Origin of the sequence: Collimonas rhizosphaerae, from assembly GCF_038896935.1 — a bacterium.
GTDB lineage: Bacteria > Pseudomonadota > Gammaproteobacteria > Burkholderiales > Burkholderiaceae_D > Collimonas > Collimonas rhizosphaerae.
On record NZ_JBANDC010000002.1, the window covers coordinates 289,204 to 310,443 of the forward strand.

The window sequence follows — 21,240 nt, forward strand, 5'->3', positions numbered from 1 at the left end:
AGAGAATCCGGTATAAAAATCACAAAGCGGCGGCCGTAAAAAAACCGCCCGGGGCTTACCGGGCGGTTCTGTTCGGGTTGAATCCGAATTACTGTGGCGGAATACGCAGCATCTGGCCCGGATAAATCAGGTCTGGGCTTTTCAGCATTGGCTTGTTGGCTTCGAAAATTGCATTGTATTTGTTTGCATCGCCGTAGTACTCCTTGGAGATCTTCGACAGATTGTCGCCGCTGACCACTGTGTACCATTGCGACTCATCGACATCAGGCTTCAGGTTGTCGCTGTTCACGCTGGCGACGTCCTTGACATTGCCGCAGCACAGGATGATTTTCTCGCGCGTTGCCTGGTCCGGCGCTTCACCGCTGACGGTAACCTCCGATTTGGTTGCATCAAAGGCGAGCGTCAGGCCACTGGTGTCGATGCCTTGCGTGCCGACGTAGGCCTTGATCGCATCCGCTGCCTGGTTTTGCAGTTCTTCGACATTAGGAGCAGCAGCAACTTCCGCTGGTTTATGTCCCAGGAGCTTTTCACCGGCATCCTTAAAAAAAGAAAGTAAACCCATTTTTTTCTCCAGTAATAGTTGAAAAAGTATGATGCCACTTGCTGCCCTACAGTGCCGCTTGCAACCCAAGGTTTAACAACATTTAACCTTACTAATGTTTCACAGGCATTACCTTAGTCCTTATCGTCGTGCTCTAGTTCCGTCTGCACGATGCTGACCGGCTTGCCCTTGAACCAGCGCCAGAAATACACGCCAAAACCGGACAGGCCGTACAGCACGAACAGGCCGAACAGCACCTTCGACGGATCGCTGAAAATCGCCACCAGCGCCAGCACTACCATGAAAGCCGCGATGAACGGCATCGGCTTGCGCAGGTTGATGTCTTTAAAGCTATAAAAAGGGACATTGCTGACCATGGTCAGGCCAGCGTACAGGGTGATAGCCCATGCCGCCCAGCTCAGCGATGCGCCGCGAAAGCCGAGATCGTCCATCAGCCAGACAAAACCGGCCACCAGGGCCGCCGCCGCAGGGCTGGGCAAGCCTTGGAAATAGCGTTTGTCGACCACCGCGATGTTGGTGTTGAAGCGCGCCAGGCGCAAGGCGCCGCCGGCGCAATACACGAAAGCTGCCAGCCAGCCCAGCTTGCCCATGCCGCGCAAGGACCATTCATACACTACCAGCGCCGGCGCGGCGCCGAACGACACCATGTCGGACAGGCTGTCGTATTGCGCGCCGAACTCGCTCTGGGTATTGGTCAGGCGCGCCACGCGGCCATCCAGGCTGTCCAGCACCATCGCCACGAAGATGGCGATCGAAGCCTGGTCGAAACGCAGGTTCATCGCCATCACGATTGCATAAAAACCGCAGAACAGCGCCGCCGTGGTGAAGGCGTTCGGCAGCAGGTAGATGCCGCGCCGGCGTCGCACCGGCGGTTGGTCTCCTGCGTCCTGGTCCAGGTATTCGCTGCGTTCGGTGTTCTTGTTCGGGCGCAGCGCCTTGGGGAACTGCGCGATGTTGTTCTTCGCTTTACGGCGCTTGAATGTGGCCATGTAAGTTCCGTTTCAATCGACTCTGATTACCAGCAACACTGCTTAAAATTCGGCCAGGATGGTCTCGGTGGCGGATACCTTGTCGCCCACTGCAACCTTGGGCGTGGCCGTCAGCGGCAGGTAGACGTCGACCCGCGAACCGAAACGGATAAAGCCGTAGCGCTGGCCGCGCGCCAGCACGTCGGCCACCTTGACGTAGCACAGGATGCGGCGCGCAATCAGGCCGGCGACTTGCACGCAAGTCACGGTCTGGCCGTTGGCGGCGGTGATGACCAGGGCGTTGCGCTCGTTTTCGATCGAAGCCTTGTCGAGGTCGGCGTTGACGAACTTGCCCGGGAAATACTCTACCTTCTCGATCTTGCCGTCGACCGGGGCGCGATTCGAATGGACATTGAATACGTTCATGAAGACACTGATTTTCAGGGCTTCGCGATTAGCGTAAGGATCCATGGTTTTTTCCACTACCACGATGCGGCCGTCGGCCGGTGACAGCACTGCGGCCAGATTCTGTGGAATCACACGGGCCGGATCGCGGAAAAACTGCAATACGAACAAAGCAATAATCCAGAATGGCAGCGACCATGCAGGAGAGAAAAACGTGATCAGCAGCGCGACCGCAAAGGCGATGCCCAAAAACGGCCAGCCCTCGCGGGCAATAATAGGATGGGGGTAATTATTCAACTGCACTCCGGATTATCTGGGTAAATGATGGAAATTTGAAAGCGTGGCTATTCTAGTCGAGCGGGAAATAAATGTAACCTGCCGCTTTATTGCTTGCCGGGGGCGCACAGCCAGTTCTGCCAGCCGCCATGCTGCTTCTTGGTCAACTAACGCTGGCAAGTCGGTGATATGAGGCCGCCTGCATGATATCAGGGGTCTGGATGTTCATCGAAAGAAACAGCGCCTTGGCATTGTATAAAAAGACCAAGCTTTTCGCTCGGTTTTATTGGCCTGGATAAACACAATCAGGGAAATATTTTTAATATGACAATAAATATGCGGGATATCGCAGAAAAAAGAAGCTGAAGCGAGCGCTCCAGCTTCTCTTTCTTATTTCTGCTGTTCTTCTTCAGCTGCCTTGGCCTTGTCTTGGGCCTGCTGCAACTGCTGTTCAACCCCTTTTGCCTTTTCCAGCGCATCGGTCTGGGCCTTGAAGACTTGCGGCGTCGGCGCCGACGGCTTGCAGGCGGCCAGCGCCAATGTCATGCCCAGGGCCAGGCTAAAGACGGCCAGGCGGCTCATTTGAAGCGGACTTTGCCGACCACGCGCATGTTCAGGGTGGTTTCGCCCGGTTCGAAACTAGGTTCTTCCACTGGCGCGGAATCCATCGACGCAGCGCGCATCATCATCGCCTTCGGCGCCGCCGCGGATTCCTGGGCATAGTTGCCTGAACCTTCAAAATCTATCGTGTCGAGCACGGCGTCCGACGCATTGCGGCCCATGGCGCGGGCGATGGAAGCGATGCGCTCGGTCAGGTTCTGGTAGGTGGCGGCGATCCGCTGGTCATCCAGCTTTTTGCTGGTGGCGTCGCTCAGGCCGAAATACAGGCCGTTGAGGCCCAGGATGCTTTGCACCGCGGCGACCGTTTTCGGCAGGTTGTTCAAATTGGTGGTGGTGGCATCGAGGTACTGGCCGACGCGCCAGCCGGTTGGCTGGCGCGGCTTGTTGGCATTGCCGCGCGGCTGCGGCTGGTCTTCCGGATAGACCGGGTAGGTGTAATAACCGCGTGTCTGCAAGATCGCCTGCGGGTCCTGGCGCTTGAGGATATCGGTGCCCTGCTTCATCTTCAGGTTGACGCGGGAAGCCGCCGCCGCCTTGTCCTTGTCCTGCTCTTCAACGTTGAAGGTAATCCTTACCTGGTCATTGGCGTGCTTGACTTCACCGTAGGCCGGCACCACTACCAGGGTACCGCTGGTCGGCGCCTGGGCGTGCGCGGCGAAACCCGTTGCAGCCAGCAGTGACGACAACATCAATTTGCGTGATCGCGACATATTCTTCTCCAAGAAAAAATGGAGCGCTACCGGAAGTGCGCCCCAAAGACTATCAATTACAGACCAACCTTCGATTGTGTTCTGTCGAATTAGTTCGCTGACAATATTGCCTGCAGTTGGCGGCAAACGCAAGATCGCAAAAAGCCGTGGCGCAGCCTTATTTTTCCGGCGGATCCTGGTGCACATTACGGCCCATGCGGCCTCTGAATTCCGCCAGCGTGCTGAACGGATCGGCGCCGGCTGCGGCGGCATCGTATTGATAGGGCTCCAGCTTCTCGCCGCAGTGTTTGCAAAACAGGGAATCGGCTTCATGCCCTTCGGTCAGGCAATGGGTGCAGGTGCGGGTAGTCGGCGTGCCCTTCATCATGGTCATCGCCAGTTCCACGCCGACGATCCCGGTCGGCAAGGCGATGATGCCGTAGCCCAGCAGCATGGCGCAGGAAGTAATCAGCTGGCCCATCGGCGTTTTCGGATGGATGTCGCCATAGCCGGTGGTGGTGAGCGTCACAATCGACCAGTACATGCCGACCGGGATGCTGGTAAAGCCGTTTTCCGGCCCTTCGATCACATACATGATGGTGCCCAGAATCACGCTCATGATCAGCACCACGCCGAGGAACACCAGGATCTTGTGGCGGCTGTTGCGCAGCGCCTGCAGCAGGACCTGCGATTCGTCGAAATAGCGCGGCAGCTTCAGCACGCGGAATACGCGCAGCATGCGCAGCAGGCGGACATCGATCAGGAAATGGAATTCCGGCAGCAGGATCGCCAGGTAGGTCGGCAGGATCGATATCAGGTCGATGATGCCGAACAGGCTGAGGGCATAGCGCAAGGGGCGCTTGACGCACAGCAGGCGCACCACGTATTCGAGGGTGAACAAGATGGTGAACAGCCATTCGAGAATATTCAGCGCCAGCAAATCGCGCGAACGCACGGCGCCGACGCTGTCGATGATCACAGTCGCCACGCTGAGCACGATGATGATCAGCAAGGCGGTATCGAAGCGGCGCCCGGCGGCGGTGTCGGCCTCAAAAATAATCGTGTACAGGCGCTCCCGCCAGCCGCGGTCGGGCTTGCCGAATTTGCTGCCGATTGTGTTAGTTGCCATATTGCCCAAGGAATAAAAAGCCGCCACGATTGAGGATCGTCACAATCTAAACAATGTGGGAGTGCAGGTCAATCGCTTCTGCCTGAATCCCTGAAATGAAAAAAGGACGGCAATGCCGTCCTTTTTCGCCGGAGCTAATCGATTTCTGATTAGTTCTTCGATTGGTCAACCATTTTGTTTTTCTTAATCCAAGGCATCATGCCACGCAGCTGCTCACCGACTTGCTCGATCTGATGTTCTGCAGTGATGCGGCGACGGGAAATCAGGGTTGGCGCGCCAGCCTTGTTTTCCAGGATGAAGCTCTTCGCGTATTCGCCGGTCTGGATGTCTTTCAGGCACTGGCGCATGGCGTTCTTGGTGTCTTCGGTAACGATGCGCGGGCCGGTGACGTATTCGCCGTATTCAGCATTGTTGGAGATCGAATAGTTCATGTTGGCGATGCCGCCTTCATAGATCAGGTCGACGATCAGCTTCAGTTCGTGCAGGCACTCGAAGTAAGCCATTTCAGGCGCGTAGCCGGCTTCCACCAGGGTTTCAAAACCAGCCTTGATCAGTTCCACCGCACCACCGCACAGCACGGCTTGTTCGCCGAACAGGTCGGTCTCGGTTTCTTCGCGGAAGTTGGTTTCAATGATGCCGGCACGGCCGCCGCCGTTGGCGGTTGCATACGACAAGGCGATGTCGCGGGCGCTGCCGGACTTGTCTTGATAGACGGCGATCAGGTGCGGTACGCCGCCGCCCTGGGTGTAGGTCGCACGCACAGTGTGGCCAGGCGCCTTGGGAGCGATCATGATCACGTCCAGGTCGGCGCGCGGCACGACTTGGCCGTAGTGCACGTTGAAGCCGTGGGCGAATGCCAGCGTAGCGCCTTGCTTGGCGAACGGTGCGACGTTTTCCGCATAAACCTGGGCGATGTTTTCGTCCGGCAGCAAGATCATGATGACGTCAGCGGCTTTCACCGCATCGTTGACTTCAGCCACGTTCAGGCCCGCGTTCTTTGCCTTGTCCCACGAGGCGCCGCCCTTGCGCAGGCCGACTGTGACCTTGACGCCGGAATCGTTCAGGTTTTGTGCATGGGCATGGCCCTGCGAACCGTAACCGATGATGGCAACGTTCTTGCCTTTGATCAGGGAGAGGTCGCTGTCTTTGTCGTAGAAAACTTTCATTTTTGATCCTATATAGGTAATTTGATGTGAATTTTGCTTTAAAACGCGCTGGACGCTCCAGCGCGATGACTGCTTATTTTATTTAAACTTTGAGGATGCGCTCGCCGCGGCCGATGCCCGAGCCGCCGGTACGGACGGTTTCCAGGATCGCCGCGCGGTCGATCGAATCGATGAACGCATCCAGCTTGCCCTTGTTGCCTGTCAGTTCCAGGGTATAGGACTTGTCGGTGACGTCGATGATGCGGCCGCGGAAAATGTCCGCGGTGCGCTTCATTTCTTCACGTTCCTTGCCGACTGCGCGCACCTTGATCAGCATCAGTTCGCGTTCGATATGTGCGCCTTCGGTCAGGTCGACCACTTTGACGACTTCAATCAGACGGTTCAGGTGCTTGGTGATCTGTTCGATCACGTCATCCGAACCGCTTGTCACGATGGTCATGCGTGACAAGGTGGCATCTTCGGTCGGTGCGACCGTCAATGTCTCGATGTTGTAGCCACGGGCGGAAAACAGGCCGACCACGCGCGACAAGGCGCCCGCTTCATTTTCCAGCAGTACAGAAACGATGTGTCGCATGATTACAGATCCTCCGAACCGAGCAGCATTTCAGTCAAGCCCTTGCCCGCCTTGACCATAGGCCAGACGTTTTCGGTTTGATCCGTAATGAAATTCATGAATACCAGGCGATCCTTCATGCCGAACGCCTCTTTCAGCGCGCCGTCGACGTCGCCCGGCTTTTCGATCTTCATGCCGACGTGGCCGAAGGATTCCGCCAGCTTGGTGAAATCCGGCAGCGAATCCATGTAGGACTCGGAATAGCGCGAACCGTAATCGATCTGCTGCCATTGCCGGACCATGCCGAGGAAACGGTTGTTGAGCAGAATGATCTTCGGCGTCAGGTGATATTGCTTGCAGGTAGCCAGTTCCTGGATGCACATCTGGATCGATGCTTCGCCGGTGATGCAGGCCACGGTCGAACCCGGGTTGGCCATCTGCACGCCCATTGCGTACGGCAAGCCGACACCCATGGTGCCGAGGCCGCCGGAATTGATCCAGCGGCGCGGCTTGTCGAAGCCGTAGTACTGGGCCGCCCACATCTGGTGCTGGCCGACGTCGGAGGTGATGAACGCGTCGCCGTCGGTGATCTGCCATACCTTCTGCACCACGGACTGCGGCTTGATCACTTCGTTGGAATCGGCAAACTTGAGGCACTCGCGGCCGCGCCAGTCGTTGATCTGCTTCCACCAGTTGGACAAGGCCGGCGCATTCGGCCGGGTCTCTGCGGCATCCAGTTGCGCCAGCAGTTCCTGCAGCACATCCTTGACGTTGCCGACGATAGGGATATCGACCTTGACGCGCTTGGAAATCGACGATGGATCGATATCGATATGGATGATCTTGCGCGAGACCGAGGTGAAATTCTTCGGATTGCCGATCACACGGTCGTCAAAGCGGGCGCCGATGGCGATCAGCACGTCGCTGTTCTGCATCGCCATGTTGGCTTCATAAGTGCCATGCATGCCGGGCATGCCGACAAACTTGTCGCTGGACGACTTGTAGCCGCCGAGGCCCATCAAGGTCGTGGTGCATGGGTAGCCCAGGCGGTCCACCAGCTTGTTCAGCTCAGGCGAGGCATTCGCCAGGATCACGCCGCCGCCGGCGTAGATCATCGGCCGTTCCGCGCTCAGCAGCAGTTGCACCGCCTTGCGGATCTGGCCCGAGTGGCCTTTGTCGACCGGTTTGTAGGAACGCATTTCGACTTCCTTCGGATAGTCGAAAACGTGGCGGTGCATGGAGATGTCTTTAGGGATATCCACCAATACCGGGCCGGGACGGCCGGTTCTGGCGATAAAGAAAGCTTTCTTGATGGTCGACGCCAGGTCCTTGACATCCTTGACCAGGAAGTTGTGCTTGACGCAGGGACGGGTGATGCCGACCGTGTCGCATTCCTGGAACGCATCCTCGCCGATCGCATACGACGGCACCTGGCCCGAAATCACCACCATCGGGATCGAGTCCATGTAGGCCGTGGCCAGGCCGGTCACCGCATTGGTGACGCCGGGGCCGGACGTGACAATGGCCACGCCAACCTTGTTCGAACTGCGGGAATAGGCATCGGCTGCGTGGATCGCAGCTTGCTCATGACGTACCAGGATATGCTGGAATTTTTCTTGCTGGAATATGGCGTCGTAGATGTACAGCACTGCGCCGCCGGGATAACCGAACACGTGTTCGACACCCTCTTCCGCCAGGCAGCGCACGAGAATTTCCGCGCCGGTAACAGGCAGGTTTGTATCTTTGCTCATGATGACTAGATCCTTTCAAGGTCCATTGGAAATTGATCGGATGCTCTTTCCTGACGAAATGGCGCAGCGTACCAGTGCCACGGCGTCCCTTTTTTGTGCGATCACGTCATTCCGTTGCGTAGCCGTAGATACGATTCAAAATGGCGCTAAACGCTACTCGTTCGGCCGAAAATTCTGATTACGCCGTTGCCTGTTTCTCGCGCTTGTGGCACGGGTTGGAGCAAACAGCTTACAAATGTGAAGCATGCCTGTCCGTTGAACAACATCTTGAGTCGTCAGCGAAAAGGCTGGCACTCCAGGGTTCTGAAGTGGATAGCTACCATAATGCGTAGTTTCATTCCGGTCAAGCCAAATTACATGAAATCCAAGTTAAATCGTGTCTTTTGCAGTAGATTTGCCCACAAACCCCGCCTTTTTTGCTAGCATTCGGCCAGTCTGGAAATTAATCGCAAGCCATCGTAATGAAGGCAAGGCGAACCGCGATTTCCAGGCACAGGCCAAGGGCGGCTAGCGTAAACCAGTCAACACCGGGGCCTCCCTGCCTGTGACTGTGTTCCGGCCGCATAACAGAATTTTGAGAATCTTGAATCAGCAGTAGTGTATGACCCAATCCGCCGCGATGCATGGCCACCGATAAAGAACTTTCCGATTTCCTTGAAAACGTAGAACGCCGGGCTTTCAAGCAGGCGGTCTACGCCGTCCGCAAAGACGAATCCGCGCTGGACATCGTCCAGGACGCGATGATCAAGCTGGCGGAAAAATACGGCGACAAACCCGCAGCCGAGCTGCCGATGCTGTTCCAGCGCATCTTGCAGAACACGATCCATGACTATTTCCGCAGGGAAAAAGTACGCAACACCTGGGTCAGCCTGTTTTCCAGCATGGGGCGCAACAACGCCAATGACGAGGATTACGACGTCCTCGAGACCTTCGAATCGGATGAAGATTCGCAAGCGACCGAATCCAGCGCCAACAAGCTGGAACGTGAGCAAATTCTCAACATCATCGACGAAGAAGTACAGAAGCTGCCGCCGCGTCAACGAGAAGCCTTCCTGATGCGTTATTGGGAGGACATGGATGTTGCCGAGACCGCGGCCGCAATGGGATGCTCGGAAGGCAGCGTGAAAACGCACTGCTCTCGTGCAACGCACGCCCTGGCGCTATCGCTCAAGGCCAAAGGAATCAGTTTATGAACCACAAACAAATCAATTTCGCTTTCAAGGTGCGGCACGCACTGAATGAAAACCTGGACAATTTGCCGGCCCCGACCGCCGACCGCCTGGCGGCTGCCCGCAAGGCGGCCATGGCACGCAAGAAAAAAGATGCGCCGACCCGCGTCCTGGCGCGCCAAGGCGTGCTGGCAGGCCACGCCGGCAGCTTTTTCGGCAACCGCCTGTCCTGGCTGACGCGGCTCGGCGTCGCTGCGCCTATCCTGGTCGGCATGGTGCTGCTGTCGGGCCTGTACCAATATGAACAGCAACATCGGATCGCCGCCACCGCCGACATCGACGCTGCCGTGCTCTCGGACGAATTGCCGCCGTCGGCCTACCTGGATAACGGCTTTAGCGCCTATCTCGCCCAACAGCAGCAAGACCAATGACGCCAACCTCCTCTTCCAAGCCAGGCATGCTGAGCAGCCGCCGCAAGCGCCTGATCGGCGCCGCCTGCGCACTGCTGGTGAGCGGCGGCGCGGCGCTGGCGGTGCTGGGGCCGTTCACATCGACCCAGGCTGCGGCACAGCCTGCAGCTGCACAGCCGGCTGTCGTCAGTGTCAAGCCGGCCCCGCTGCCCCCTCCAAAAATGACCAAGGTGGTGGGCATCACCGCGCCTAACTGGAATGAATTGAGCGCTGTCCAGCAGCATGTGCTGGAGCCGCTGGCAGGCGACTGGAACAAGCTGAAGCCGGCTACCCGCAAGAAATGGCTGGAAATCAGCAACCGCTACGCCAGCATGACGCCGGCTGAGCAGGAGAGGCTGCAGGCTAGGATGCGCGGCTGGGTAACATTGACTCCTGAACAACGCCGTATCGCGCGCGAGAATTATGCCCGCGCCAACAAGCTCGATACCGAACAACGGGCCTTGCGCTGGCAGCAGTACCAGCAATTGTCGGAACAGCAAAAGAAAGAGCTGGCCGAACAAGCCGCGCCGAACCACAAGCGGGTAACCACCATGCCACCGGCCAAACTGAACAAGCCTAAACCTGCCGCGCCAGCCAGCCTGACGCCGGCGGCCGGCCAGGAACAGACTGCCGTGGTCGCTCCTGCGGCGGCGACGGCGCCAGGCCCGAGCCCGGTACTGGCGCCAACCGCGAAATAAGCATTTTGGATCCTTCCGCTACCAGCGCGCTCCCCAGCCAGCAGCAAACGCCATCGCTGAAACGCCGTTTCGGCAGCATCATGTATGAATCCATGCTGCTGTTCGGCATCCTGTTCATTTCCGGCTGGATTTTTTCCACCTTGCTGCAGCAGCGCCACGCGCTATACCTGCGGCACGCCCAGCAAGCCTGGCTGTTCCTTGTGCTGACCCTGTATTTCGTCTGGTGCTGGAGCCACGGCGGACAAACGCTCGCCATGAAAACCTGGCGCATCCAGCTGGTCAACCGAGACGGCAGCGCAGTCAAGGCCGGCCGCGCCGCCATCCGTTTCCTGCTCAGCTGGTGCTGGTTCCTGCCCGGGCTGGCGCTGGCGTGGGCGTTAGGCGCGCATACCTGGATGCTGGTCTGGATCCCGGCCGCGAATTTCCTGCTGTGGGCGATGACCGCTTACCTCGATCCGCAGCGCCAGTTCCTGCACGACCGCATCGCCGGCACCAAGCTGGTCAACATGGCGGATATCGCCAAACGTCCCGGCAAGCACAAGTGGTATCACTAGGCCGGACGCCTGCTTAGCCCCTGCTCCACCTCCTGCAGCAAGACCTGCAATTCTGCGTCGGAAAAACCCGCCGCCCTCCTCGCCTCCAGATTGAACGGCCCGCGCAGCTGCGGCGCCTTGTGCTGCACGGCCAGGGCGGCGAATGTCGCCAGCGGCTCCAGTCCGCGCGCCTGGCACAGCCAGCCATACCAGCGGTTGCCGATCGCCACATGGCCGATCTCGTCGCGCAGGATGATGTCTATAATGGCAGCCGCCTGTTCGTCGCCGGCCTGCGCCAGCTTGGCGCGGGTGCGCGGCGACGCATCCAGGCCGCGTGCCTCCATCAGGCGCGGCACCAGCGCCATCCTGGCCAGGATGTCATGGCTGGTCTTCTCGGTCAGCTCCCACAAGCTGTCATGCGCCGCGAAATCACCGTAGGCAAACCCGAGGCTGCGCAAATGCCTTGCCAGCAGGCTAAAGTGATAAGCTTCTTCCTTGGCCACACGCAGCCAGTCGGCATAATAATCGTGCGGCATGCCGGCGAAGCGCCAGATCGCATCGAGCGCCAGGTTGATGGCATTGAATTCGATATGCGCCAGGGCGTGGATCATGGCGGCACGCCCTTCCACAGTGGCCATGGAGCGATGCTTGACCTCGCGCGGCGGGACCAGCAGCGGCTGCGGCGGACGTCCCGGTATGCCCAGGGCCGGACGCAATTCAGACTCGCTGTCCAGCGCCATGGCGGCATTCTCCCAGGCCGTCGCCATCGCCTCGACGCCGGCGACCTTGGCAGCGACATCTGCCTCGCACAAACAGTGCAAGGCAGCGCTACGCAAGTCGGCTGGCGCGGCAAAGAGTGAATGGTTCATGTTGACAGCGGTAAAATGGCGCTACGGTTGAAAAATCGCAACTTGGACCTATCTACAGGAATTGAATCAGGGCCATGCCCGGCAACCAGCATTTTACGGAAATTTATGGCCATCTACCAATTGGGCGAACATGCCCCCGATATCGACCCTTCTGCGTATATTGCGCCTTCCGCCAACCTGATCGGCAAGGTCAGGATTGAAGCCGACGCCAGCGTCTGGTTCGGGGTCAACATCCGCGGCGACAACGAGCTGATCACGGTCGGCCAGGGCAGCAACGTGCAGGAGAGCTGCACATTGCATACCGACATGGGTTTTCCGCTGACGCTGGGCAAGAACGTGACGGTCGGCCACCAGGCAATGTTGCACGGATGCACGATTGGCGACGGCGCCTTGATCGGGATCCAGGCGGTGATCCTGAACGGCGCCAAGATCGGCAAGAACTGCCTGGTCGGCGCCGGTGCGCTGGTTACCGAAGGCAAGCAATTCCCGGACAACTCGCTGATCATCGGCAGCCCGGCCAAAGCCGTGCGCACCCTGAGCGAGCAGGACGTGGCGGCGCTGGCCGGCAACGCCAGGCACTACATAGAACGCGGACAAGAGTACAAGAACGGCCTGAAGCAAATCGGGTAACAATCGAACAACAAGCAGCAGCAATCAAGCAATAAATCAGCGGATAAAAAATATGGACGTAACAAAGATGACGGATGCAGGCGATGCGCATGGCGATTCGCTGCAAAAATTCATGGTGGAGAATGCCGCCGTGCGCGGCGAGCTGGTGGAGTTGTCCTCCACCTGGCGGCAGGTGCTGGCGCACCGCCACTACCCGGCACCGGTGAAGACCTTGCTGGGCGAGATGATGGCGGCAGCGGCGCTGCTGTCGGCCAACCTGAAATTCAACGGCGTCATCGTCATGCAGATCCATGGCGACGGCCCGATCCGGCTGCTGGTGGTCGAATGCGATTCGCAGCTGCAGATGCGCGCCACCGCCAAGCTGGCGCCAGACGCGGTGATCGATCCCGACGCCAGCATGCCGCAGCTGGTCAACCTGAACGGCCAGGGACGTTTTGCCATCACGCTAGACCCGCAGGACAAGATGCCGGGCCAGCAGGCTTACCAGGGCATCGTACCGCTGGACGGAGAGAATGTCGCGACTGTCATTGAAAACTACATGCTGCGTTCGGAACAGCTCGACACCAAGCTGTGGCTGGCCGCCGACGACAAGGTCGCACGCGGCCTGCTGCTGCAGAAACTGCCGAATCACGGCGGCATCGACGTCCCGGTCAACGATGAGCTGGAAACATGGAACCGCTTCCTGGCGCTGGGCGGCACCTTGCGCCCTGAAGAAATGCTGTCGACCGACATCCAGACTTTGCTGCGCCGCTTGTTCTGGGAAGAAACCATCCGTGTTTTCGAACCGCAGCAGCCTAGCTTCCAGTGCAACTGTTCACGTGAAAAAGTCGGCAACATGCTGAAGATGCTGGGCCAGCCCGAAATCGAAGAAGCGCTCGCCGACCTCGGCAAGCTGGCGGTAGACTGCGATTTCTGCGGCCAGCATTATGAGTTCGACAAAGTCGATTGCGCGCATCTGTTTGCCAGCGCGGCGCCGGTTGAAGCGCTGCTGCCTACCGGCAGCAGCAAACATTAAGAATCAAGTGGGGACCGGGGCGCTGCATACTGCATGGGCGCGCTGCCGGTTGAGGAATATCAGCGTTCTGGTTTCTTTTCCGTCGGCACCGCGACCGCTACGGTCTTTTCGACCGCCGTCAATGCGGCATTGGGCGGCGCCGGCGCATCGGCCGGATTGCCGTTCGGATCGAGGATCTGGATAAAGATCTCGTCCTGCTTGATCATGCCCAGCTCGGTGCGCGCCCGTTCTTCGACCGCGCCGGTGCCTTCTTTCAAATCGTGTACTTCCGAATCCAGCTTGGCGTTGCGGGCTTTCAATTCGTCGATCTTGTCATGCGCCGCATGCACTTGCTGGTCCATGTCCCAGACGCGCAGCCACCCCCCCTTGCCTAGCCACAGTGGGTACTGGACCAGTATCAGCAAGGCAGTCAGGAAAATGGCAATCAGGCGCATCGTTTCGGGCTTGGTTCTACTGTCTTATATGTAAATCGGGGCGGACACTGATGCCCACCCCGGCTTGATTACTTCAGATTATAAAACGCGCCGCGCCCAGGATAGCTGGCGATGTCGCCCAGGTCTTCTTCAATGCGCAGCAGCTGGTTGTACTTCGCCATGCGGTCCGAACGCGACATCGAGCCAGTCTTGATCTGCAAGGCGTTCATGCCAACCGCGATATCCGCAATGGTCGAATCTTCAGTCTCGCCCGAACGGTGCGAGATCACCGCGGTATAGCCGGCGCGCTTGGCCATTTCGATCGCAGCGAAAGTTTCGGTCAGGGTGCCGATCTGGTTGATCTTGATCAGGATCGAGTTGGCGATGTCTTTCTCGATGCCTTCCTTCAGGATCTTGGTGTTGGTGACGAACAGGTCGTCGCCTACCAGCTGGATCTTCTTGCCGAGTGTTTCGGTCAGCAGTTTCCAGCCGTCCCAGTCGTTTTCCGCCATGCCGTCTTCGATGCTGATGATCGGGTACTTGTCGCACCACGACGCCAGCAGGCCGGTGAACTGGGCGCCGGTCAGGGTCATGTTTTCGCCGGCCAGCACATAGCTGCCGTCTTTGTAGAATTCGCTGGCGGCGCAATCCAGGCCGAGGGCGATCTGGGTGCCCGGCTCGTAGCCTGCGGCTTCGATCGCCTGGATGATCAGCTTCAGCGCTTCTTCGTGGCTGGCCAGGTTAGGCGCAAAGCCGCCTTCATCGCCGACCGCGGTCGACAGGCCCTTGTCGTGCAGGATTTTCTTCAGCGCGTGGAACACTTCGGCGCCGTAACGCAGCGCTTCGCGGAAGCTCGGTGCGCCAACCGGGATGATCATGAATTCCTGGATATCCAGGTTGTTGTCGGCATGTTCGCCGCCGTTGATGACGTTCATCATCGGCACCGGCATCTGCATCGCGCCGCTGCCGCCGAAATAGCGGTACAGCGGCAGGCCGGCTTCTTCAGCTGCGGCCTTGGCCACCGCCATCGATACCGCCAGCATGGCGTTGGCGCCCAGGCGGCCTTTGTTTTCGGTGCCGTCGAGATCGATCAGGGTGCGGTCCAGGAACGCTTGTTCGCTGGCGTCCAGGCCCATGATGGCTTCGGAAATTTCAGTGTTGATATGCTCGCAGGCTTTCAAAACGCCCTTGCCGCCGTAACGGCTCTTGTCGCCGTCGCGCAGTTCGATCGCTTCGCGCGAACCGGTGGACGCGCCGGACGGCACGGCCGCACGGCCCATGACGCCGGATTCCAGCAGGACGTCGCATTCGACTGTCGGATTACCGCGCGAATCAATGATTTCGCGGCCAATGATGTCAACGATTGCACTCATGTATTTCCCTATCAAATAAAAATATGCGCGATATTAAAACCATTTGCGGGATCAGACTTCACGCACCGCCACTTGCTTGTATAGCGGCAGCGATATATTCCATCCCTCAAGCAATCAACCGAAATTGCTTTCGATAAAGCCATTCTTCTTGACGACCCGGTCCAGGTCTATCATGGTCGACAACAATTCTTTGATACGGTTCAGCGGCACCGCATTCGGTCCGTCCGATTTGGCTTCGGCAGGGTTCGGATGGGTTTCCATGAACACGCCGGCCACGCCCACCGCGATAGCAGCGCGCGCCAGCACCGGCACGAATTCGCGCTGGCCGCCGGATGTGCTGCCCTGGCCGCCTGGCAGCTGCACCGAGTGGGTGGCGTCGAACACCACCGGGCAGCCGGTTTCGCGCATGATCGCCAGCGAACGCATGTCGGACACCAGGTTGTTGTAGCCAAACGAAGCGCCGCGCTCGCAGGCCATGAAATTGTCTTCAGGCAGGCCGGCTTCGCGGGCGGCGGAGCGCGCCTTGGCGATGACATTGATCATGTCGTGCGGCGCCAGGAACTGGCCCTTCTTGATATTCACCGGCTTGCCCGACTGGGCGCAAGCGTTGATGAAATCGGTCTGGCGGCACAGGAAGGCCGGTGTCTGCAAGACATCGACCACCGCCGACACCGGCTCGATTTCATAGATTTCATGGATATCGGTCAGCACCGGCACGCCGATTTGCGCTTTGACTTCAGCCAGGATCTCCAGCCCTTTTTCCATGCCGAGGCCGCGGAAAGAAGAACCGGAAGAACGGTTCGCCTTGTCGAAAGACGATTTGTAGATGAAGTTGATGCCCAGTTCGCTGGTGATCTCTTTCAGTTTCCCGGCAGTGTCGAGCGCCATCTGGCGCGATTCGATCACGCACGGACCGGCGATCAGGAAAAACGGCTGATCCAGGCCGATGTCAAAGCCACAAAGTTTCATGTTCTTTCCTTACGCTGCAGTTGCAGTATTAGCTTGCTTGTGCGCCAGCGCAGCCTTGATGAACGAAATAAACAAGGGATGGCCATCGCGCGGAGTCGATTTGAATTCCGGGTGATACTGGACGCCGACATACCACGGATGGGCATTCTCGCCGGTGCGCGGCAATTCCATGATTTCACACAGGTCTTCAGTCGGGGTGCGGGCCGACACCACCAGGCCGGCCGCTTCGATCCGGTCCAGGTAATGGTTGTTGGCTTCGTAGCGATGACGATGGCGTTCGGTCACGGTCGGGCCGTAGACTTCGGCGGCCAGGGTGTCCGGCTTGACATCGCAGGTCTGCGCGCCCAGGCGCATGGTGCCGCCCAGGTCGGAATTGACGTCGCGCAGCTCTACCTTGCCGTCGTGATTCTGCCATTCGGTGATCAGGGCCACTACCGGCTGGTCGGTCTGCGCATCGAATTCGGTTGAATTGGCGTGCGGCAGGCCGGCCTTGTTACGCGCATATTCGAGCAGTGCGACTTGCATGCCGAGGCAGATACCCAGGTAAGGGATCTTGTTTTCGCGGGCGAAACGCGCCGCCGCGATCTTGCCTTCGACGCCGCGCTTGCCGAAACCGCCCGGCACCAGGATCGCATCGTACTTGGCCAAGGCACCGGTGCCGCTGGCTTCAATTTCTTCGGAGTCCAGGTATTCGATATTGACCCGGCTGCCGGTATGGATGCCGGCGTGGCGCAATGCTTCGGTCAGCGACTTGTAGGATTCGGTCAGGTCGACATATTTGCCGACCATGCCGATGGTGACTTCGTAGGTTGGATTTTCCAGCGCGTGCACCAGCTTGGTCCAGACCGAGAGGTCGGCAGGCTTGGGCGACAGGCCCAGCTTTTCGCAGACGATCGCGTCCAGCCCCTGGTCGTGCAGCATCTGCGGAATCTTGTAGATGGTGTCGGCGTCCCACACCGAAATCACGGCGTCGCCCTGGACGTTGGAGAACAGGGAAATCTTGGCCCGTTCGTCATCCGGGATCGGACGGTCGGCGCGGCACAGCAAGGCGTCCGGCGAAATACCGATTTCGCGCAGTTTCTGCACGCTGTGCTGGGTCGGCTTGGTCTTCAGCTCGCCGGCCGACACCAGGTAAGGCACCAGCGTCAGGTGGACGAAAGCCGCAGCCTTGCGGCCTGCGCGCAGGCTCAGCTGGCGCGCAGCTTCAAGGAAAGGCAAGGATTCGATATCGCCGACGGTGCCGCCGATTTCCACCAGCGCCACGTCGAAACCTTCGGCGCCGCGGTAGATGTAATCCTGGATCTCGTTGGTGATATGCGGAATAACCTGCACCGTCTTGCCCAGGTACTCGCCGCGGCGTTCCTTGCGGATCACCGATTCGTAGATCTGGCCGGTAGTGAAGTTATTCACCTTCTTCATCTTGGCCGTAATGAAGCGCTCATAGTGGCCGAGGTCGAGATCGGTCTCTGCGCCATCGTCGGTCACGAACACTTCGCCGTGCTGGAACGGGCTCATGGTGCCTGGATCGACGTTGATGTACGGATCAAGTTTAAGAAGGGTGACTTTAAGGCCGCGCGATTCCAAAATCGCGGCGAGAGAGGCGGCTGCAATCCCTTTACCAAGGGAAGAGACAACGCCGCCGGTAACAAATACAAACTTAGTCATTACGGAAGGTGCCGAACGGCACATGCGGGAAATTCGAATTATACATCAAACAGGCGCCGCGGCAGCCGCCGGCGATCTGAAAAATAACGCCTTTTTGCCGGCCGCCCCGCGATCGCCCGGTCGGCGGCCAGGCCCGGTGCCTGCGTGGAATTGCGCTTCATGTGATAATTCGCGGCTTCCGCCCCGCCCAATCAATGCTTTCCTCATTCTATTGTCGCCCGTGCCTATCTCGCCATTATTTCAAACAAGTGTTGCGCCAAAGCCGCGCCGCCTCGCTGCATGAGCCGGCTGTTCGGCGACCTGCCCGAGGATGACGGCCTGCCCGGAGCAGCGCGCCGGGTAGCGATCATCGTCATGATCCTCGGCACCAGCATGACCGTGCTGGACGGCTCCATTGTCAACGTCGCGCTGCCCATGATCGCGCGCAGCTTGCAGGTCGACCCGGCTGCCGCGGTCTGGATCGCCAACGCCTACATACTTGCCGGTGCCATGACCATGGTCACTTTCGCCTCGCTGGGCGAAGTGCTGGGCTTTCGCCGTGTATATATGAGCGGCATCCTGGTGTTCACCCTGGCCTCGCTGGGCTGCGCCCTGTCGCCGTCGCTGGCGATGCTGAACGGTATGCGATTCTTGCAAGGCGTCGGCGGCGCTGCCGCCATGAGCATCGGGCCGGCGCTCTACCGCAATATCTTCCCGACCCGCCTGCTGGGCGCGGCGCTTGGCATCAACGCCTTGGTGGTGGCCTCCTCCACCGCTGCCGGGCCGGCCATCGGCGGCCTGATGCTGTCGGTGCTGAGCTGGCAATGGCTGTTTGCGGTGAACGTGCCGATCGGCATCCTCACCCTGCTGCTGGCGCGCCGTGTGCTGCCGCGCGATCCGGGCCGCGGCGGCCGCTTCGATGCGCTCGGCGCCCTGCTCTCGGCGCTGGCCCTGGGCGCCATCGTCATGGCGGTCGACGGCTTGTCGCGCCACGACAGCTGGACTCAGGAGTTGCTGCTTGGCGGGATCGCCTTGGCATCGGTGGTTTTGTTTATCATTAGACAACGACGGTATTCCGCACCGCTGCTGCCGCTTGACATTTTTGCATCGCAACGCTTTTCGATGGCAGTCGCCACTTCGCTCTGCTCTTTTGTCGGGCAAGGAATTGCCTTTATTGCACTACCGTTCCTGTTCCAGGGCGCATACGGCTTCAGCCCGCTGCTGTCGGCCGCGCTGTTCACACCGTGGCCGGTGGCGATCGCCATCACCGCGCCGATCGCCGGGCGCCTGGCCGACCGCTATTCGGCCTCGCTGCTGTCGACCTGCGGCCTGCTGGTGCTGACGCTGGGCCTGGTGCTGCTGGCCTGCCTGGGCGCGCACGCATCGGTGCCGGACATCCTGTGGCGCGCCTTCGTCTGCGGGCTCGGCTTCGGTTTTTTCCAGAGCCCCAACAATCGCGAAATGCTGAGCAACGCGCCGCGCGCACGCAGCGGCACCGCTTCCGGCGTGCTGGCGATTGCCCGCACCTTCGGCCAGTCGCTCGGCGCCGCACTGGTCGCGGTAGTGCTGGCGGCGACCAGCATCGCCCAGGCCGCGGCTGACACCGCCCAGATCGACGCCAGCGCAGTCCACATGTCCTTATGGCTGGCGGCCAGCGCGACCTTGCTTGCGACCATCATCAGCGCATTGCGCATCAAACACGGGCGAAACTGACAGAATTGTCATATTAGCGACAGCGTCCCGTACCGCAGCAAGCTATAAAGTGTTTCCAAATACTGTCCGATGCTGCGCTTGTTGTTGACCTGCACATCGGATATTTCATCCGATGTGCCGAACGTGTCAGCTCAGGACTCATGAATTTTCCCCCTTCCCCAAGAACTTTCTCAGCCACCGTCATGGCTGCCGCGGTTGCGTTTGCGCTGGCAGGCTGCGCAGTCGGCCCCGATTACGTGCGCCCTGCCATGGACGTGCCCGCCGCCTATAAAGAGACCGGTCCGTGGAAACAGGCGCAGCCGCAACAGATAGACAGCAGCAACTGGTGGGAAGTCTATGGCGACGCCACCCTGAACGGCCTGATACAGCAAGCCAACCAGGCCAACCAGAACATCCGCGTGGCAGAGGCCCAGTATCGCCAGGCGCGTGCCGCCGGCGACGTGGCGCGCGCCGGCTTCTGGCCGACGGCGGGCGTCAGCGCCGGGGTAGACCGTTCGCGCAGCAACACCAATGGCGTCAAGATCGGCAACAGCTACAACGCCGGCCTGCAAGGCAGCTGGGAGCCCGATATCTGGGGCAGCGTGCGGCGCTCGGTGGAAGCCGGCGATGCCGGCAGCCAGGCCAGCGCGGCCGACCTGGCCGCCGCCCGCCTCAGCATCCAGGCGACCCTGGCGCAAGACTATCTGCAACTGCGCATCACCGACCTGCTCAAAGATTTGTACGCGCGCACCACGGCTGCCTATGCCCGTTCGCTGCAGCTGACCCAGAACCAGTATGCCGCCGGCGTGGCGCTGCGCTCCGACGTGGCGCTGGCCGAAAGCCAGCTGAAAACCGCGGAAGCGCAAGCCATCGACCTGCAGGCGCAGCGCAGCCAGCTGGAGCATGCAATCGCCATCCTGACCGGCAAGGCGCCTTCCGGATTCAACCTGGCGGCGTTGCCGGCCGACACGCAAATGCTGAGCAAGATGCAGGCAGGCTTGCCGCCGGTCCCGGCCGGCCTGCCATCCGACCTGCTGGAACGCCGGCCCGACATCGCCAGCGCCGAACGCCATGTGGCGCAGGCGAACGCCAATATCGGCGTCGCCAAGTCGGCCTTTTTCCCGGCGCTGACCCTGAGCGCCAGCGGCGGCTTCAATGGCGCCAGCCTGGCCCAGTGGTTCGACACGCCCAGCCGGGTCTGGTCGCTCGGCGCGGCGCTGGCCGAAACCATTTTCGACGGCGGCCTGCGGCGCGCGCATAGCGACCAGGCCATCGCCGCCTACGACGCCGCGGTAGCGCAATACAAGCAAACCGTGCTGGGCGGCTTCCAGGAAGTGGAAGACAACCTGGCCACGCTCAATGTCCTCGACCAGGAAGCAATCGCCCAGAAGCAGGCGGTGCAAGCTTCGCAGCTGGCGGAACGGCTGGCGCTGAGCCAGTATCGCGCCGGCACCGCGACTTACCTGACCGTGGTCACCGCGCAAACCCTTGCCCTGAGCAACGAGCGCACCCTGGTGCAGCTGCTGGGACGCCAGCTGCTGGCGAGCGTAGCGCTGATCAAGGCCGTTGGCGGCGGCTGGGATGCCAGCCGGCTGAACGGCGACCAGGCGCAAAACGATACGCAGCACACAAACAAAACGACAGATTAATTCCGCGAGCCGATAAA

The 21,240-nt window shown here is 59.8% G+C and carries 23 protein-coding genes; 8 read left to right on the forward strand and 15 right to left on the reverse strand.

All coding sequences use genetic code 11. The annotated features are described in order from the left end of the window. Positions 1-88: 88 nt before the first annotated feature. The 9 genes from lysM to V8G57_RS03800 form a co-directional block, all read right to left on the reverse strand. Positions 89-562, reverse strand: a complete 474-nt coding sequence (lysM, locus tag V8G57_RS03760; protein WP_092396348.1) for a peptidoglycan-binding protein LysM — start codon at positions 560-562, stop codon at positions 89-91. A 113-nt stretch (positions 563-675) separates the two neighbouring features. After that, positions 676-1,551 carry a CDP-diacylglycerol--serine O-phosphatidyltransferase gene (pssA, locus tag V8G57_RS03765; protein WP_342828242.1) on the reverse strand — a complete coding sequence of 292 codons (876 nt, stop codon included), beginning with the start codon at positions 1,549-1,551 and terminating at the stop codon, positions 676-678. Positions 1,552-1,593: 42 nt separating this feature from the next. Beyond that, the gene (locus tag V8G57_RS03770; RefSeq protein WP_342828243.1) at positions 1,594-2,238 is read right to left on the reverse strand and encodes a phosphatidylserine decarboxylase; all 645 of its coding nucleotides are present in this window, start codon (positions 2,236-2,238) and stop codon (positions 1,594-1,596) included. A gap of 363 nt (positions 2,239-2,601) precedes the next feature. Beyond that, positions 2,602-2,793: a hypothetical protein gene (locus V8G57_RS03775; protein WP_092396344.1), complete on the reverse strand. Its 192-nt coding sequence runs from the start codon at positions 2,791-2,793 to the stop codon at positions 2,602-2,604. Further along, a complete protein-coding gene (locus V8G57_RS03780) occupies positions 2,790-3,542 on the reverse strand; it encodes an SIMPL domain-containing protein (RefSeq protein WP_342828244.1) in 753 nt (250 codons plus the stop codon). Before V8G57_RS03780 ends, V8G57_RS03775 begins: the two co-directional genes overlap by 4 nt. 157 nt (positions 3,543-3,699) lie before the next feature. After that, entirely contained in the window at positions 3,700-4,650 is a 951-nt protein-coding gene (locus V8G57_RS03785) for an ion transporter (protein ID WP_342828245.1), read from the reverse strand. Between the two features lie 149 nt (positions 4,651-4,799). Then, positions 4,800-5,816 (reverse strand): ketol-acid reductoisomerase, encoded by a 1,017-nt coding sequence (ilvC, locus tag V8G57_RS03790; RefSeq protein WP_061942400.1) that lies wholly within the window; start codon positions 5,814-5,816, stop codon positions 4,800-4,802. 82 nt (positions 5,817-5,898) lie between these two features. Beyond that, positions 5,899-6,390, reverse strand: coding sequence for an acetolactate synthase small subunit (gene ilvN, locus V8G57_RS03795; protein WP_014005248.1), 492 nt, complete (start codon positions 6,388-6,390; stop codon positions 5,899-5,901). A 2-nt stretch (positions 6,391-6,392) separates the two neighbouring features. Beyond that, positions 6,393-8,120, reverse strand: a complete 1,728-nt coding sequence (locus V8G57_RS03800; protein ID WP_092396338.1) for an acetolactate synthase 3 catalytic subunit — start codon at positions 8,118-8,120, stop codon at positions 6,393-6,395. A 623-nt stretch (positions 8,121-8,743) separates the two neighbouring features. Between V8G57_RS03800 and V8G57_RS03805 the strand changes: the two genes are divergently transcribed. The 4 genes from V8G57_RS03805 to V8G57_RS03820 are packed head-to-tail and all read left to right on the forward strand — an operon-like array spanning position 8,744 to position 10,990. Next, positions 8,744-9,313 carry an RNA polymerase sigma factor gene (locus tag V8G57_RS03805; RefSeq protein WP_092396334.1) on the forward strand — a complete coding sequence of 190 codons (570 nt, stop codon included), beginning with the start codon at positions 8,744-8,746 and terminating at the stop codon, positions 9,311-9,313. Then, positions 9,310-9,720, forward strand: coding sequence for a DUF3619 family protein (locus V8G57_RS03810; protein WP_092396332.1), 411 nt, complete (start codon positions 9,310-9,312; stop codon positions 9,718-9,720). The genes V8G57_RS03805 and V8G57_RS03810 overlap by 4 nt, the downstream gene beginning before the upstream one ends. Then, positions 9,717-10,436: a DUF3106 domain-containing protein gene (locus V8G57_RS03815; RefSeq protein WP_342828246.1), complete on the forward strand. Its 720-nt coding sequence runs from the start codon at positions 9,717-9,719 to the stop codon at positions 10,434-10,436. Before V8G57_RS03810 ends, V8G57_RS03815 begins: the two co-directional genes overlap by 4 nt. Positions 10,437-10,441: 5 nt before the next feature. Next, the gene (locus V8G57_RS03820; RefSeq protein ID WP_342828247.1) at positions 10,442-10,990 is read left to right on the forward strand and encodes an RDD family protein; all 549 of its coding nucleotides are present in this window, start codon (positions 10,442-10,444) and stop codon (positions 10,988-10,990) included. On the opposite strand, the gene V8G57_RS03825 is transcribed toward V8G57_RS03820, so the two are convergent. Then, entirely contained in the window at positions 10,987-11,838 is an 852-nt protein-coding gene (locus V8G57_RS03825; protein ID WP_342828248.1) for a ferritin-like domain-containing protein, read from the reverse strand. The genes V8G57_RS03820 and V8G57_RS03825 overlap by 4 nt on opposite strands. Before the next feature lie 105 nt (positions 11,839-11,943). Between V8G57_RS03825 and V8G57_RS03830 the strand changes: the two genes are divergently transcribed. After that, on the forward strand, positions 11,944-12,468 hold the full coding sequence (locus V8G57_RS03830; protein ID WP_092396324.1) for a gamma carbonic anhydrase family protein: 525 nt from the start codon (positions 11,944-11,946) through the stop codon (positions 12,466-12,468). 52 nt (positions 12,469-12,520) lie between these two features. Continuing rightward, on the forward strand, positions 12,521-13,483 hold the full coding sequence (hslO, locus tag V8G57_RS03835) for an Hsp33 family molecular chaperone HslO (protein ID WP_342828249.1): 963 nt from the start codon (positions 12,521-12,523) through the stop codon (positions 13,481-13,483). Positions 13,484-13,542: 59 nt separating this feature from the next. Here the strand turns inward: hslO and ftsB are convergent, their stop codons facing one another. The 5 genes from ftsB to V8G57_RS03860 all read right to left on the reverse strand — a co-directional run bounded on the left by ftsB (position 13,543) and on the right by V8G57_RS03860 (position 18,064). Beyond that, positions 13,543-13,917 (reverse strand): cell division protein FtsB, encoded by a 375-nt coding sequence (gene ftsB / locus V8G57_RS03840; RefSeq protein WP_092396320.1) that lies wholly within the window; start codon positions 13,915-13,917, stop codon positions 13,543-13,545. A gap of 68 nt (positions 13,918-13,985) precedes the next feature. Continuing rightward, positions 13,986-15,269, reverse strand: coding sequence for a phosphopyruvate hydratase (eno, locus tag V8G57_RS03845; RefSeq protein WP_092396318.1), 1,284 nt, complete (start codon positions 15,267-15,269; stop codon positions 13,986-13,988). Positions 15,270-15,383: 114 nt separating this feature from the next. After that, entirely contained in the window at positions 15,384-16,238 is an 855-nt protein-coding gene (gene kdsA / locus V8G57_RS03850) for a 3-deoxy-8-phosphooctulonate synthase (RefSeq protein ID WP_144738774.1), read from the reverse strand. 9 nt (positions 16,239-16,247) lie between these two features. Continuing rightward, the gene (locus V8G57_RS03855) at positions 16,248-17,903 is read right to left on the reverse strand and encodes a CTP synthase (protein ID WP_092396314.1); all 1,656 of its coding nucleotides are present in this window, start codon (positions 17,901-17,903) and stop codon (positions 16,248-16,250) included. 38 nt (positions 17,904-17,941) lie between these two features. Then, positions 17,942-18,064: a hypothetical protein gene (locus tag V8G57_RS03860; protein WP_342828251.1), complete on the reverse strand. Its 123-nt coding sequence runs from the start codon at positions 18,062-18,064 to the stop codon at positions 17,942-17,944. Between the two features lie 118 nt (positions 18,065-18,182). On the opposite strand from V8G57_RS03860, the gene V8G57_RS03865 reads away from it, so the two are divergent. Beyond that, the gene (locus tag V8G57_RS03865) at positions 18,183-19,595 is read left to right on the forward strand and encodes an MFS transporter (protein WP_342828252.1); all 1,413 of its coding nucleotides are present in this window, start codon (positions 18,183-18,185) and stop codon (positions 19,593-19,595) included. 140 nt (positions 19,596-19,735) lie between these two features. Next, positions 19,736-21,223, forward strand: coding sequence for an efflux transporter outer membrane subunit (locus V8G57_RS03870; protein ID WP_342828253.1), 1,488 nt, complete (start codon positions 19,736-19,738; stop codon positions 21,221-21,223). Positions 21,224-21,240 lie beyond the last annotated feature (17 nt).